The following is a 15,139-nucleotide window of genomic DNA, read 5'->3' as shown; positions in this document are numbered from 1 at the left end:
TTTTAAATGATTCTTTCAATCGGCATTACTAGTATATCCTTTGCACCTGCATTTCTTAAGTCGTTAACTAATTCAAATACCTGTTTTTCATCAATTACAGCTTGAACAGCAACAGTTTTTTCATCAGATAATACTTCTGAGATTGTCAAACCACCCATTGACGGCATAACTTCTTTAACTTTATCCAAATCTGCAGTTTTTACATTCATTGTAACAAGTTTTTTACGGTCAGCGTCCAGTACTCCCTTAATACTTGTACTTACAGCTTCAATCAATTCTTTTTTGGATTTTAAGCTGTCTTCATTAGCAATGAGTTTAATTGAGCTTTCAAGCAATACATCAATAATTTCAAGATGATTCATTTTTAATGTTGTTCCAGTACTTGTAAGGTCTGTTATCAAATCGGCAATTCCGATAAACGGTGCAGCTTCGGTAGATCCACTTAATTTTACTATTTTTAAATCCAGTCCTTTTTCATCCAAATATTTTTTTGTCAAAACAGGAAATTCTGTAGCTATTTTCATGTCATTTCTGATTTCATCCACAGAGTTTATATCGGATTCCTCAGGAGCTGCCAGCACAAGCTTTGTTTGACCGAACCTCAAGTCAAGCAGTTCAACTACGTCTGATTCACTTTCTTCAATTAAGTCCACGCCTGTAATTCCCATATCTGCAACTCCATCATTTACAAATTCAGGAATATCAGATGCTCTTGCAAACATTACTTCTATATTTTCATTAAATGTTTTTGAAATTAATTTACGGTTATTTTTATCAATTAATCCTAATCCTGCTTTTTCTAAAATGTTTATGGATGGTTCACTTATTCTTCCCTTGGATGGAACAGCAATTTTAATTTTCATCATATCTTCTCAATATTTTTATCTTATAATATATTTTAAATCTTATTATTTAATACTTTATCATGTGATAGATTATTTTTTGATTTAATCAATAATTTTGCAAAATATTTAAATATTAAGTTATGTAATATCTTATTTAGCTTATTATTAATTCTGTTAATAATAAGTTTTTCATTAAATTAGAGTGAGGTGAAAAACATGTCTGAAATACCAAAAGCTCCTATTGCTAGAATCATTAAAGAATCTGGTGCAGAAAGAGTAAGCGAAGATGCAAAAGAAGAATTAGCTGCATACTTAGAAGAAGTTGCTCGTGACGTTGCTAAAGAAGCTAATCAAGTTGCTAAAATCGCAAAACGTAAAACTGTAAAAGCTGATGATATTAAATTAGCTATTAAAAACTTATAAATAAGTTTTTAACTATTTTTTTTATTTTTTTAGGTGTTGCTATGACAGATAATACTATTTTAATTAAAAATGCATTAATTTTAAATCCTAATAATTTTGAAGAAAAAAAACAATCTCTTTTAATCAAAAATGATTTGATTGCTGAAATTTCTGATGAAATAGATGAAAGTAATGTTGATAAAATCATTGATGCTTCTGGAAAAATATTGCTTCCAGGACTTGTTAACACTCATACTCATTTATCCATGACTTTATTTAGAGGGTTAGCTGATGATTTAAGTTTAGACAGCTGGTTGAATGATCATATCTGGCCAATGGAAGCTAACCTTAATGGAGATTATTGTTATATAGGTGCTCTTTTGGGAGCTGTTGAACTCATCAAATCCGGAACAACAACATTTTCCGACATGTATTTTTACATGGAAGACGTTGCACGTGCTGTTGATGAAGCAGGTATCAGAGCTGTTTTATCATATGGGATGATTGATTTTGGCGATGCGGAAAGAAGAGAAGCTGAAATCAAAGAAAACCTGGATTTATTCAAAAATTGCAATGGAATGGCTGACGGAAGAATTAAAGTATTTTTCGGTCCTCATTCACCATATACAGCTTCTGAAGAATTGCTGATTAAGGTTCGCCAGTTAGCTGATGAATACAATATGGGTATTCATATACATGTTTCCGAAACCCAAAAAGAAATCAATGACATATCTGAAGAAAAAGGATTAAGGCCTTTTGAATACTTGGATAAGATAGGATTTTTAGGTCCTGACGTTCTTGCTGCTCATTGTGTATGGTTAAGTGATGAAGAAATTGATATTATTAAGAAAAATAATGTTAAAGTTTCTCACAATCCATGCAGTAACATGAAACTGGCTTCAGGAATCGCACCAATTTCCAAATTGCTTGAAAAAGATGTTTGCGTTTCAATAGGTACAGACGGAGCTTCTTCAAACAACAATCTTGATTTGATTGAAGAGTTAAAGACCGCAAGTCTGCTTCAGAAAGTTTCAACCCTTGATCCTAATGTATTGAATTCACATGAAGCTCTGGCAATGGGTACCATTAATGGTGCTGAAGCTTTAGGCTTAAGTGATGAGATAGGTTCTATTGAAGTCGGTAAAAAAGCGGATATTATTTTAATAGATAAAAATTCTGCCAATATGGTTCCGGACAGTACCACTTTAACATCCAACGTTATCTATTCAGCTAACGGTTCCAATGTGGATACCACTATCTGTAACGGTAAAATATTGATGGAAAATAAAAAATTGACTGTTCTTGATGAACAGGAAATCTATGAAAAGGCTCGCGAAGCTATTAAAAATTTAAAAGAAGCTATCTAGCTTCAAATTTTATTTCTTTTTCATTTACAACAATACTTTTTTTCCATTCATCATTAGTTTCAGGATAATCTGACCTGTAATGTGCTCCTCTGCTTTCTCTGCGCAATATTGCAGATTTAACTGTTAAAATACAGATTTCAACCATATTTATAACTTCAAGAGCAGTCACTAATTCTGTATTGTATTGTTTTATATTGCTGACATTCAAATCATCAAGCTCTTTTTTCATTTCAAGAAGTTCTTTCAGTGCTTCATTCAGGGTTTTTTCGTCACGCACAATTGATACTTTTTCCCACATCAGTTGCTTGATTCTGTTTTTGAATTCTTTAGGTTTAACAGAGCCTTCTTTAATAAGTCCTTCAATTCTTGAAGCTTCCATTTTTACCTGTTCGTCGTTTGTTTTAAGTTCTGTGTTTTTGGCAGCTTCAGATGCGCTTACTCCGGATATTTTTCCGAATACCTGTGTATCAGCCAGTGCATTTCCACCTAAACGGTTTGCACCATGGACTCCTCCGCAGACTTCTCCGGCTCCGAAAAGATTTTTGAGGGTAGTTGATCCGTCAGTATTTATTTTTAAACCGCCCATAAAGTGATGCGCTGTAGGTGCAACCTCAATCGGGCCATGTTTGATGTCTACACCGACGTTTTCAAACTGCAAAACCATTGTTTCAAGTTTTTCATCAATGTAATCGTCATCTAAATGGGAAATATCAAGGTATACTCCTCCGTTTTCGGTTCCTCTTCCTTCTATAATTTCTCTATAGATTGAACGTGCTACAACATCACGGGTTGCAAGTTCCATTTTTTCAGGAGCATATTTGCTCATAAATCTCTCCCCGTCCTTATTTATGAGTTTTCCTCCTTCAGCCCTTACTGCTTCTGTTACAAGGATTCCTTTTTTGGATTCAGGTGTTACCATTCCTGTCGGGTGGAACTGTATCTGTTCCATATCAACCAGATCGGCACCAGCTTTATATGCTATAGCAAATCCGTCTCCATTCTTTTGTGATGTATTGGATGTTACAGGGAATAATTGTCCAGCTCCTCCGCTGGCTAAAATAACAGATTTTGCTTTGAAATAAATCAGACTGGAATCTTTTAAGTCTAATCCGGTTGCTCCAATTACCTGGTCGTTGTCGCATACAAGTGAAGTAATCATTACTTCTTCGATACATTCTATGTCTCTTCTAATGATTTCTTCTTTTAGAGCATTTAACAGTTCTGCACCGGTTCTATCTCCCTGATAGCAGGTTCTTCTATAGGTCTGACCTCCAAATGGTCTTTGATCTATCTGTCCTGATTCCTGTCTGTCAAATAATGCTCCGTAGTTTTCAAGGTCAATGAGTCTTTTTGGTGATTCGTTAACTAGAATATTAACCAGTTTTTCATCATTTAGAAAACTTCCGCCTTTAAGTGTATCATGTTTGTGAGCCTCAATGGAGTCATCTTTATCAACTGTTTTAAAAACTGCGTTGTATCCACCTTCTGCCATTCCAGTACAGCCAGATCGGAATGATAGTCCTTTTGATACAATAATGGCTTTTAAACCAGCGTCATCCACTTCAATGGCAGCTCTTGAACCTGCTCCTCCGGAACCTATTATCAATACATCTGTTGAGATAGTTTTTATTTCCATTTCAATTACCCTGTAAAATTAATTTTTATATGTAATAGTTTAATTTTTGTGATTAAAATAATTTCTTGAAAATATTTATTAATTAAAATAGATTAATTAATAGTTAAGAATCTATATTTCACAATTCAAATTATTGTAAAAGATTCTTTAATTTTATTAAATTAAAATTATGATAAATATTTCTAACATTAATCTTGATATTAAGCAATTTAATTAGAGGGTATTTTATGAAAATTGATGGTGAAGTTACAACCGGTTTGGGCAAAGCGGCATATTTTTTGTCACAGGAATTTTACACTAAAGAATTTCAGAAAAATTTAGGATTCGTTCCATATCCTGGAACATTGAATGTTATTGTCGGTGATGATCATTTGGATGAAATTAACAGAATTAAGGATGAATGTGAAAATTTAATCAAACCTGATGAAGGATTTGGTGCTGTAAAATATATCAAAGCAAAATTAAATGATAAAGTGGATGGAGCTATTGTTTTTCCGGCAAAAACTACACATGAAGAAAATTACCTGGAATTCATTGCAGAAGATAAGCTAAGGGATAAACTGAATATTGTAGACGATGATGTAGTGACCCTAGAATTTTAGTTTTTTTCTTATTTTTTCTATTCTTCTTCACCAGCATCTTTGAAGAGTAAATCTTCTTGTTTTTAGCCATTAAATCACTATATTTTAATTATTTAGTTATTAATATTATTTAAATTACTTAGTTTTAAATAAAAACAATTTTACAGGCTTTAAACAATTATTTAGACTCAAAACAATTTTTCATTTTGAAAACAATTTAAATTTTAATATAAATATCACCGTAAAGTATTTTATATATGATTTATATATTTGATAATACGTTCTCAGGGCGGGGTGCAATTCCCCACCGGTGGTGATTTTGATAAAATAAGTCCACGAGCACAAATGAGTGTTGATTTGGTGAGATTCCAAAACCGACGGTAATAGTCCGGATGGAAGAGAAGAAATAAAATTGTAATTATTTTTAGCCCTGGTTCTAGTAAACAAGGAGATATTACTATGAATCAAGAAACAAATTTAGATGAAGCTCTAGAAGCTATTAGAAATGGTGAATTCGTACTCGTTTTCGATGATGATGACAGGGAAGGAGAAGTCGACATGATTATCGCTTCTGAATTTGTAACCCCTAAATCAATTGCAACCATGAGAAATGACGCAGGCGGATTAATCTGTAATTGTTTACATTCTGATTATTGTGACGCTATTCATTTACCATTTATGGTAGATATTATGAAAGCAGCTACTGAAAAATATCCGGAACTCGCTAAACTTGCACCAAATGACATTCCATATGATGAAAGATCATCATTTTCAATTTGGACTAATCACAGAAAATCTTTCACTGGTGTAACAGACCATGACAGAGCAATGACAATCAGCGAAATGGCTTTGATGATGAAAGAAGAAAGATTCGATGAGTTTGGTGCAACATTCAGATCCCCTGGACACGTTTGTCTTTTAAGAGGAGCAGACGGACTTGTAAAAAATAGACAGGGACACACTGAAATCGGTCTTGCATTATGTGAAATGGCTGGTGTCACTCCTGTTTGTGTAGTCTGTGAAATGATGGATGGTGAAACCGGACAGGCTACTTCTGTTGCAGATGCTCGCAAATACGCAGAAGAAAACGGATTGGTCTTGCTTAAAGGCGAAGACATCATCAATAAATATTTAGAAGAATAACTAATGAGTCTCATTAGACTTATTAGCTATATAATTTGCAATAAACTCAGTTATTTGCTTAATTTTATAGGAATTATAGATGCTGAATGTGACGTATTTTCCGTCACGCATTTTAATTTCTAAACCGTCCCTTACTTCTTTTGACTGGCTTATATGAGCCACTAAATTCCATGTAATTCTTAAATTTTTACTTTTAAGAGCTTTTTCAATATAAATTCCGTCATCTTTGAATTTGACGATTTTTACTAGACGGCGATTCTTATCAGAACCGATCTGTATATCTCCATTTTCATCAAATACATAATCCGGAATCAGGCATGTTGCTTTCCAGCCCTGTTTCATTTTTGATAAAACATGAGCTCTGTCTTTTTTTGTTAGTTTAACACCAGTTTCTGGGCTTAAATTAAGAGCCATTATATCACCTTACTTTTTATTTCTTCATATGAATAGATTTTGTTGAACTCCACTTCACGGGCCATACTGATAATTTCATCGATATTTAAATTATTTTCAATCAGATCCATGGCATGTGATGTAAACAGTTCATATCTGATTTCCACTTCGGGAATGAATCCTCTCATATCAGCGGACTTTAATTTTGGAAGTTTTAGTACTTTTTTGACATTTGTATTGTTTTCAATATAAGGTACCACATTGTCGAATATACTGTCATTGTATACTTTATTGAGCAGAATTGCCTCTACATCAACACCGAATTTTTCAAGCATATTCGCATGTGATACCAGATCTATTGCTGCTGATTCAATTCCACCTTTATTTACACCTGAAGCTAAAATCATTGGAATATTTGAAGACATTGCAATTTCTGCAGCGGAAAATGGTACTTTTTCATTTAAAAGACCGGTAAATACGCTCATAACTCCTTCAATAAGTACTATATCATAGTCTGATGAGTTGAGTTTTGCTATTGTAGATTCAATGTCCCTCCAACCTAAATGACCGATTTTTATTGATGCAAACTCTTCCATTTTGCCTTTGGTCAGGTAAAGTCCAGGTATAATGTCACGAACATCAGGACCAACTTTCAGAAGTGCTACTTTATAACCTCTTTTTCTAAGTGCTCCTGCAAGTCCTGTAAGTATGAAAGTTTTTCCGGAGTCGGACCCGTTACTTCCAATCATCAAGTATTTTGGTTTTCCGGTTGTTTTAATTGAAGGTACTTTAATGTTAGTGTTGATTCCTACTTCACTTTGTAAGAATTTTTTAACCTGTTTATTTCTACTGTAAATATCATCCATGTCATGTAGATGTATGTCTATTTGTTCTTTTAAGTTTTCTACAAGAATCGGATTTTCATCTAAAATTCCATGTATCATGGTACCGATAACATTTCCGTCATCGTTGCATGCACCGGAAAAGATATTGTAATCGCCTTTTTCGTTAGTGTCCCCGTAATTCATTCTCTGAACTTTAGAATAGAACAGCGGCTTTGCATCCCCTTCGACTTTGCCGTAGGTATGTGTGTGAAAACCGTCAACATCTTCTTTTTGATTTTTTACCAGAAATGAATTGTCAAAGACTTTTGCCTTGACACGGTCACTGGTAATTAACGGTGAGAAATTAACGTCAATAATACCAAGTCCGTCCTTAACGATTGGCACTGGTGATTTACGGCCGATATCTATCTGATTGGAAAGCAGCTGAAAACCTGCGCATATTCCTATTATAGGTTTCCCGTCACGTGCCATTTTTTTAATTTCCTTGTTTAATGGCATGTTAATGTCATTTGATTCAATCAGTGTACCGCCTGGAATAATTAAAGCATCAAGTTCTTGCGAAGCCTTATTACCGTTAACAAGTCCGTTTTCCTTAACAATGTCTGTTGGTAGGTTTCCAAAATCTTCAAATCCTGGAACTGCTCCACTAACATAAGCAAGTCCGATTTTTGTCATAAAAATACCTCTTGATAATCTATTGTATTTTATGCAGTATAAAATTTAGAGGTGTATTTCAAGTGTAAAAATTTCAATAAAAAAAAGAAGTTTATTGAGTGTTTTCAAAAACACTCATAGCTTTAATAATTTTTAAGTCATCCAATGGTTTAGCCTGAATCTGTAAACCAACAGGGATGCCGTCCACTTCACCTGCAGGTATGCTTGCTGCCGGAATTCCTGCAAGGTTAGCTATTACTGTTAAAATATCGTATGCATACATTTCCATTGGTTCTAACTCTTCACCAATTTCGTGAGGAAGTTTAGGAACTGTTGGTCCTACAATCATATCAACATTTTCAAGCATTGAAGTGATTTCAGATCTGATTACAGATCTTGCTTTTAAAGCTTGTTTGTAGTATTTACCACTGAATTCAGCTTCAGCAATGTGAGAACCTATTTTGATTCTTCTTAATACTTCATCACCGCATACTTCTTCAATTCTGGAACCGTAATCTCTTCCGTCATATTTTCTTGTAGCGGAGAAGAATTCCACATAGTTGATTAAGTAATATGTTGGTAAACATAAGTCGATGTAGTCAAAACTGACTTCAACAAGTTCAGCGCCTGCATCAACCAGTTTGTTGATAGCCTTATTCACTGTTTTGTTGATTTCATCGTCTGTAACATCAATGAATTCTTTACATACAGCTATTTTCATTCCTTCAAGGGAAGTATCTTCTAAAACTTCGGTAAAGTCAGGTTTTTCCCAGTCAAGAGTGGTACATTCGGTTTCATCATATTTTGCAATAGTATTTAAAGCTACTGCAATTCCGCTTACATCATTTGCAAGAGGTCCGATTTGGTCTAAACTCATTGACAAGTCAAGAAGACCTTGTCTAGAAACTGCACCGTAAGTTGGTTTAAATCCAACAACTCCACAATGGGATGCAGGGTTTCTGATGGATCCTCCGGTATCTGAACCGATAGAGATATCACACATGTCAGCTGCGATAGCTGCTGCACAACCTCCACTAGAACCTCCAGGAATTCTGCCCATAGCAGCTGGGTTTTGGGTAGGTCCGTAGTATGAAGTTTCGGTTGAACTTCCTGCTGCAAATTCATCCATATTTAAAATACCGATGATTATTCCGTCTTCTTTAAGAATTTCATCAACGACAGTTGCGTTATAGCTTCCGTAATAGTCTTCTAAGGTTTTGGAAGCTGCTGAAATAATCATATCTTCAACATTAATGTTTGCTTTTATACCAAATACTAATCCAGCTAAAGCACCAACGTCTTCACCATTAGCTATTTTTTCATCTATGGCTTCAGCTTGTTTTAATGCATTTTCATAGTTCAATTCAATAAATGCATTAATTTTTTCGTTATTTTCATCGATAACTTTAATGAAGCTTTCCACATTTTCTTTAGCTGTCATTTCTCCATTTTTTATGGAGTTTAACTTTTCAATAACGTTCATTAAAACACCTAAATAATCATAAATTATAATATTATTATTTTATTTTTCAAGGTTTATATAGGTTGTTTTTTTTAAGGTGTTTTAAAAATAAAAATGATTAATTATCAATAACTTTGATGTTGGATTAAAAAAAGAAAAAAGTTAGTGAGATGGAATCTCACTATTTAATTGTTATTTTTACTGATTTGCTTGAAGCTTTGTATGTTACGTCACCATCGTATTTAATGGAAGCTGCGAATTTGCCTTTTTTGGTTATTTTAAGGCTGAATGTTGCCTGACCTTTAGCATTGGTTTTTGCTGTGTAGGTTTTTCCATTGATTTTCATGGTAACTTTTTTGCCTGCTGCAAGGTATGTTTTTCCATCGATGGATGATCCTGGGATGGTTTTTAAAGTTACTGTGTATTTTTTGGTTTTTGCAGTAGCTTTAAATGTTTTTGCACTTGCAGAGATGGATGTAGGTTTTTTGTCGATAACTACTTTGTGAACTGCCATGGAAGCGTTGTAGTTTTCATCACCAAGGAATACTACTACAAATGTGTATAAACCTGCGTTTTTGAGGTTAATTTGAACATTTGCGAAACCGTTTTCATCGGTTGTTCTGTTTAATGTTACACCGTTGTAACCGATGTAGATGGTTTTATTTGCAAGAGGATTGCCTACCATGTCCAAGAGCTGGAATGTGAAGTTTCCACCACGTTCTCCTTCATAGAAATCACAGGCATATTGTGTGAAGTCACTACTGTTGATAACAGTAGCGGTTCTTGTAGGAGCTACGTTTTCTAACTTAATTGAAATGTTAGTTGGCAGGTAGTAATCGTCACCAGCGTATGAAATTTCAACATCAGTACTTTTAGTAATGTTTATTATGAATGCACCATATTCATCAGTTGTAGTGTTGTATTTTACACCATCTAATGTGTAGAATATGACTGTGTTGTTCATTGCATCGCCAAGGCTGTTTACTAAAACACCATCAATGAATCCGCTTCCGTCAAGAGTTAGGTTTGTAAATTCAGTAGCGAATACTTCAAGATAGAAACCTGTTACGTTATATGATGGGTTAAGAGTGTCATCTCCAGAATAAATTGCAACAATTGAATGTTCACCTGCAGCAATAGCATCCATAATATAAGTTGCAATACCATTTTCTAAAGGTAATACATTAACAGCACCGTCAACAATAAGAGTAACATTTCCGGTTGCGTTTTCAACTGAAATAAGAACAGCTAAATCGTCTCCAATTTTGATTTCTTCAGGAACTGTAATTACAGTAGTTGAATTTTCTTTTACAACTCCGTCAAATGTGAAAGTTTTATTGCAACCAAAGTTACTGCCTGTTGCTTCAAATTTAATTAATGCTTCACCGTTAGCAACGCATGGAATGTTAAAGTTACCATTTTCATCAGTGGTGACATTTCCTTTAACATCACCGATTTCGTATGAAACAGTTGCATTGCTTAGAGGTTTGCCGTCAATATCAGTTAATGTAGCATTAATGCTTAAATCTTTATTGATGGAATCAATGCTTATTTGGGTGTCTTTTCTTACAACAGTTAAGTTGACAGTTTCATTGTCAACAGTTGCTTCAATTTCATAACTGTCACCGTCAACACTAACAGGAGTTGTAACTTTATTTGCAATAGTTCCGTTGTTGGTTCCTAAAACAGCACCTGTTGCATTAATTGTGAATTCTCTAGCAGGTAAGGATCCGTCATAATCAGTTAAGTTTTCACCATCAAATGATTTGAATGCTAATTCAACATCGTTTCCAGTTTGGTTTAAGGTTAAAACCAGATAGTTTTCAGGGTTTACTACTTCTGAGCTGATTTCTCTGAGTTTTAAAACATAATTGGAAATGAAATTGGAAGTTCCAATAGTAGCATTCTTAAATGTAGCGTTGTTGCTTCCCCACCAGTTGTTGGAAACATCCATTTCAAGAGTTTTACCGGAAGCAATTCCTATTTTGGCAGTATCATTTGATAAAATAACAGAATTGTGTATGTCTACTGAGAAATTACCTGAGTTGAGAGCTGCGATTATATATTCTACATTTTCAAATAAACATCCGTCAAATAATCTGTGGGAAGCATATGAAGTTCCGTCAGTTCTTGAGTAGAATAAGCTTACTGCCTGTAAATTTCTGAATGTTGAGTTATAGACCTCAATATCTCCAGGTACTATGGTATAACCTCCTCCTGCAAGGTTCCAGGAGTTGATTCCGCCAAATGCATTTGGAGTGTATCTTCCACCTTGATCTTCGAATGTAGAGTTGATAATTGTTACATGTTCACTGGATCCGATTGCAAGGCATGTCAATGAATTTTGAGGCATGTATATGCGGTTGGACAGTTCATTAACTGTTCTGTTGGTAACAGTGAAAACAGTGTTTTCTATTGTGATATTACCTTTTTGACCGCCAAATGCACCGATAGCCACTAAGTCCATATTCATTGCGTAAGCGTCAAGGCTGTCAATTACCTGTGAATTTTTCATGTATAATGTACCTTGACTTGCAATAGTGGATAATCTGCCTGCATGGTTTGCTTCAAATGTTGAATTATCAATTATTAAAACACCATCATTGTAAATAGCTCCACCATAATAAGCGTTTGCTCTTTTAGTTACATCTGCATAACCGTTATCGAAGAAGTAGGAATTGTTTATAGTTAAAGTACCTGCAGTATTGATAGCACCACCATTGTTACCTTGTCCGCCGATGAATTTGACAGTGTCAATTTCTACATTAGCGCCTTCTTCAACATAAATTGCAGATTGGGTATCACGAGCAGCTCTGTTTAAAGTTACATTAGCTAATGTTAATTTAGCATTACCTGCTAAAGCAGTAATGAAGTAATCAGCAGCACTGTCTGAGACAATGACTTTGTCTGCGTCTTCACCGACTAACAATACGTCAACAGTTGTTGGAATTCTTAAATTGGTATTTAATTCACCGGTGTAATTACCTTCTAAAACATGAACAGTAATGTTTGTGGATTTTGTATAACCTTCACTTAATGCTTTAGAAATGGATTTGAATGGATTGTCTTTACTACCTGTTCCGTTTTCATCATCACCAAGGCTGTCAGATACATAGAATTCTACGCTTTCTAAAGCATCAGCAATGTTTGTAGATATAGTACCGTTTACATAGGTATCGTTTTCGGTTGCATATTCATAAACGCTTGTGAATTGATATTCAGTATCATTTTTAAATCCGACGTATTCTAAGGTTGCATTTTGATTGATTAAATCAGCCTTACCGACTACATTACCATCGAAGTAGAAGGTTACTTGACCCCCTCCAATGATTGCACCTGATGGGTGGGATACGGTTACGGTTATGATGTCTGATAATTCAGTTACATTTTTGCTGTTTGCAGTGATTGTTAAATCAGTTAAGTTTGCAAATACATTGTTTCCTTGACCTGGAGCAATGAATATATCATTTCCGCAAGATGCAGTATTATTTTCAAAAGTAACATCTTCAATGCTCATTTCACTTACTTGAGCTGTTTTTCCGTGGTTTAATAAGTATATTGCACCACCATTTCCTGCAGCAGTGTTGTTTATGAATTTTCCGCCTTTGATATTAGCACCGGTAGTTACTAATCCTGCACCATTTGCAGATGCCCTATTGTTGATGAAAGTAATGTTTTCTACAATAATTTCACTAGCATAATTACCGTTGCTTCTATATTGAGCAACATAACTTGGAACTTCATTATTGATGAACTTATCATTGATTGAAGTAATGTTATTACCTGTTGCATAAGCAATATTTGATGCACTTCCGGTTACGGTATTTGAATCAAAGGTGTTGTTGATACTTACTAAATCAGATTGAACATAATATGCTGCACCACCTGAATAACCCTCGATTGTGTTGCCTTTAAAGGTATTGTTTTCTAAATATGTTACACGATCGCCATTGGTAGTTAACCAGAGTAAACCGGTTGAAGTTTTACCATTACAGTTTTCAATCACTGAATTGGTTAAAACTAAATTATAAGCGTTGATTGCTTGATTTGTTCCGTTGATGATTTTTATATTGTCAATGATTACTCCTTCATTTGGTGATTGAGCACGGATAGTGCTGGAGTTTATTACAATATTATCTTTCATTGTTAATCCATATGCATCTACAGGATTACCTTCACAGTTGATTAAGGTTAAGTTAACCAATTTGATTTCAAGGTTTTGACCAAATTTGAATATGTTTGATCCGGATGCCCACCATCCTTCGCCGGATTTTGCATGTTCAGCATCGATGATGACATTTCCATAGGATTCACCGATAATTGTAATTTTTCCAACATTGGAATAGGATAAATCTCTGTTTTGAGATCCGTTGTATAAACCATTTTTAATGTGTACGGTTAAATCTACAGTAGCTGCAGTTCCATAATCTAAAGCTTTTTTAAGGGTTAAGAACGGATTGTCTTCACTACCGTTACCTGTTTCGTCATTTCCTTCAGTTGAAACCCATACCTCTGCAGGGGAGTGATCGAAGTCTACAGTTGCAGTACCGTTATTTACAGTTACATCAAATGGATTTTCATTATCATATGCTTGTGTACCGGAAATTTGGTGTTCGCCGTTTTCCAATAATTTGTTTACATTTAAGGTTGCAACACCCTCTGCATTTGAAGTTGCAGTACCGACATTTGCACCGTCAATAGTGAAAATTACTTTTGCACCTACAACTGAATTTCCCATGTCATCTGTTACATTAGCTTTTAAGGTAAAACTTGTACCGTCGACAGCTACATCTTCAAAAGCAAGTTTTGCATTGAAATCAGTTACAGAATAAAGTAAAGATGTTCTGGATGTGCAGTTGATGAATTTGTTACCTTTAAGATATGAATTTTGGAAAAATACAATTCCTCCATTTGAACCTGTGTAGGTACAGTTTATGAAGGTATTGTCAGTAATATTTGCAAAATTATCTCCGTTATTGTATCTTACAGCTAATGCTGCTGCACTGCGGGAGCTGGTTAAATTTTTAAAGGTATTTCCTCTAATAACTGGTTTACCAGTACCTACATAAACTGCAGGAGTATCTGCCCAGGAGCTTGTTGCAACACCGTTTTCAAATGTGTTGTTTATTAAGGTTACAAAACCATCATGTGAGAAATATAAATCAACATATTGGTTACCTGAATTTTTGTTAAATTTAGAATTTGTGATAGTTAAATTACCTTTTTCAGAATAAACAGCAGCTAAATTGGTAACATAATTTTCTTCAAATACACAGTTATCAATAGTTAAGTCACCTGCAGAAGTTACTACAGAACCCATATTTGCTTTACCATTTTTGAATATGATGTTTTTTAAAGTAACAATTGAGTCACTGCTTATTGCCGCAATAATTGGAGATTCCTCGCTTCCGTCAATTACAGTGGTACCGTCTTCAGCACCGATTAAGGTTAAACTTCCACCATAATTTCTATGGGATAAATCAATTTTTAAGTTTGTATTGTTATCTCCAGAATAAGTTCCACTACCTAAATAAATAACAGTATTATCGGATGCATTAACATCACTGATTGCTTTATTTATTGTTGCGTATGGACTTGCTTCACTTCCCGCTCCGGTGTCTGAACCTTTTGCAGTTTCAACATATACTGTTTTGTTATATGTTGTTGAAGCGTCGTCACTAAGTTTTGAATCGTCATTTATTGTTAATTGTATTGAATTGTCCTGGCTGACTGATGTTACATCATCAGTTCCATTATCTTGAGCACTTACTGCTCCTAAAGATAATATGGCCATTAAAACAATTGTAAAAA

The 15,139-nt window shown here is 34.4% G+C and carries 10 protein-coding genes and 1 riboswitch; of the genes, 4 read left to right on the top strand and 6 right to left on the bottom strand.

Annotated features, from left to right (window positions below; genetic code table 11):
- Positions 1-2: 2 nt before the first annotated feature.
- Entirely contained in the window at positions 3-863 is an 861-nt protein-coding gene (gene hisG, locus QZN33_RS00870) for an ATP phosphoribosyltransferase (protein WP_296788501.1), read from the bottom strand.
- A gap of 198 nt (positions 864-1,061) precedes the next feature.
- Here hisG and QZN33_RS00865 point away from each other — a divergent pair, with 198 nt between their 5' ends.
- Together QZN33_RS00865 and QZN33_RS00860 are read left to right on the top strand one after the other, a co-directional pair.
- On the top strand, positions 1,062-1,268 hold the full coding sequence (locus QZN33_RS00865) for a histone family protein (RefSeq protein ID WP_296788499.1): 207 nt from the start codon (positions 1,062-1,064) through the stop codon (positions 1,266-1,268).
- A 41-nt stretch (positions 1,269-1,309) separates the two neighbouring features.
- Positions 1,310-2,614, top strand: coding sequence for an amidohydrolase family protein (locus QZN33_RS00860; RefSeq protein ID WP_296788496.1), 1,305 nt, complete (start codon positions 1,310-1,312; stop codon positions 2,612-2,614).
- Here QZN33_RS00860 and tfrA read toward each other — a convergent pair.
- Entirely contained in the window at positions 2,607-4,250 is a 1,644-nt protein-coding gene (gene tfrA / locus QZN33_RS00855) for a fumarate reductase (CoM/CoB) subunit TfrA (RefSeq protein WP_296788493.1), read from the bottom strand. The two genes, QZN33_RS00860 and tfrA, sit on opposite strands and share 8 nt — an antisense overlap.
- A gap of 227 nt (positions 4,251-4,477) precedes the next feature.
- Here tfrA and QZN33_RS00850 point away from each other — a divergent pair, with 227 nt between their 5' ends.
- Both QZN33_RS00850 and ribB read left to right on the top strand, forming a co-directional pair.
- Positions 4,478-4,852 carry a DUF120 domain-containing protein gene (locus QZN33_RS00850; RefSeq protein WP_296788490.1) on the top strand — a complete coding sequence of 125 codons (375 nt, stop codon included), beginning with the start codon at positions 4,478-4,480 and terminating at the stop codon, positions 4,850-4,852.
- 255 nt (positions 4,853-5,107) lie between these two features.
- A riboswitch (FMN riboswitch) is annotated at positions 5,108-5,239 on the top strand.
- A gap of 51 nt (positions 5,240-5,290) precedes the next feature.
- Complete coding sequence (gene ribB / locus QZN33_RS00845; RefSeq protein ID WP_296788487.1) at positions 5,291-5,974, top strand: 3,4-dihydroxy-2-butanone-4-phosphate synthase; 684 nt, start codon at positions 5,291-5,293, stop codon at positions 5,972-5,974.
- Here the strand turns inward: ribB and QZN33_RS00840 are convergent, their stop codons facing one another.
- The 4 genes from QZN33_RS00840 to QZN33_RS00825 all read right to left on the bottom strand — a co-directional run bounded on the left by QZN33_RS00840 (position 5,975) and on the right by QZN33_RS00825 (position 15,122).
- Positions 5,975-6,388: a hypothetical protein gene (locus QZN33_RS00840; RefSeq protein WP_296788474.1), complete on the bottom strand. Its 414-nt coding sequence runs from the start codon at positions 6,386-6,388 to the stop codon at positions 5,975-5,977.
- Positions 6,388-7,887: a DJ-1/PfpI family protein gene (locus QZN33_RS00835; protein ID WP_296788471.1), complete on the bottom strand. Its 1,500-nt coding sequence runs from the start codon at positions 7,885-7,887 to the stop codon at positions 6,388-6,390. The genes QZN33_RS00840 and QZN33_RS00835 overlap by 1 nt, the downstream gene beginning before the upstream one ends.
- Positions 7,888-7,978: 91 nt before the next feature.
- Positions 7,979-9,349: an Asp-tRNA(Asn)/Glu-tRNA(Gln) amidotransferase subunit GatA gene (gatA, locus tag QZN33_RS00830; protein WP_296788469.1), complete on the bottom strand. Its 1,371-nt coding sequence runs from the start codon at positions 9,347-9,349 to the stop codon at positions 7,979-7,981.
- Between the two features lie 160 nt (positions 9,350-9,509).
- Complete coding sequence (locus QZN33_RS00825) at positions 9,510-15,122, bottom strand: Ig-like domain repeat protein (RefSeq protein WP_296788467.1); 5,613 nt, start codon at positions 15,120-15,122, stop codon at positions 9,510-9,512.
- Positions 15,123-15,139: the final 17 nt, after the last annotated feature.

Origin of the sequence: uncultured Methanobrevibacter sp., from assembly GCF_900314615.1 — an archaeon.
GTDB lineage: Archaea > Methanobacteriota > Methanobacteria > Methanobacteriales > Methanobacteriaceae > Methanocatella.
This window is presented reverse-complemented; position numbering and strand designations above follow the sequence as displayed.

Coding starts and splice junctions, on each gene's coding strand:
- ribB (WP_296788487.1), top strand. CDS start 5,291: ATGAATCAAGAAACAAATTTAGATGAAGCTCTAGAAGCTATTAGAAAT.
- QZN33_RS00840 (WP_296788474.1), bottom strand. CDS start 6,388: ATGGCTCTTAATTTAAGCCCAGAAACTGGTGTTAAACTAACAAAAAAA.
- tfrA (WP_296788493.1), bottom strand. CDS start 4,250: ATGGAAATAAAAACTATCTCAACAGATGTATTGATAATAGGTTCCGGA.
- QZN33_RS00850 (WP_296788490.1), top strand. CDS start 4,478: ATGAAAATTGATGGTGAAGTTACAACCGGTTTGGGCAAAGCGGCATAT.
- QZN33_RS00835 (WP_296788471.1), bottom strand. CDS start 7,887: ATGACAAAAATCGGACTTGCTTATGTTAGTGGAGCAGTTCCAGGATTT.
- QZN33_RS00865 (WP_296788499.1), top strand. CDS start 1,062: ATGTCTGAAATACCAAAAGCTCCTATTGCTAGAATCATTAAAGAATCT.
- QZN33_RS00825 (WP_296788467.1), bottom strand. CDS start 15,122: ATGGCCATATTATCTTTAGGAGCAGTAAGTGCTCAAGATAATGGAACT.
- gatA (WP_296788469.1), bottom strand. CDS start 9,349: ATGAACGTTATTGAAAAGTTAAACTCCATAAAAAATGGAGAAATGACA.
- QZN33_RS00860 (WP_296788496.1), top strand. CDS start 1,310: ATGACAGATAATACTATTTTAATTAAAAATGCATTAATTTTAAATCCT.
- hisG (WP_296788501.1), bottom strand. CDS start 863: ATGAAAATTAAAATTGCTGTTCCATCCAAGGGAAGAATAAGTGAACCA.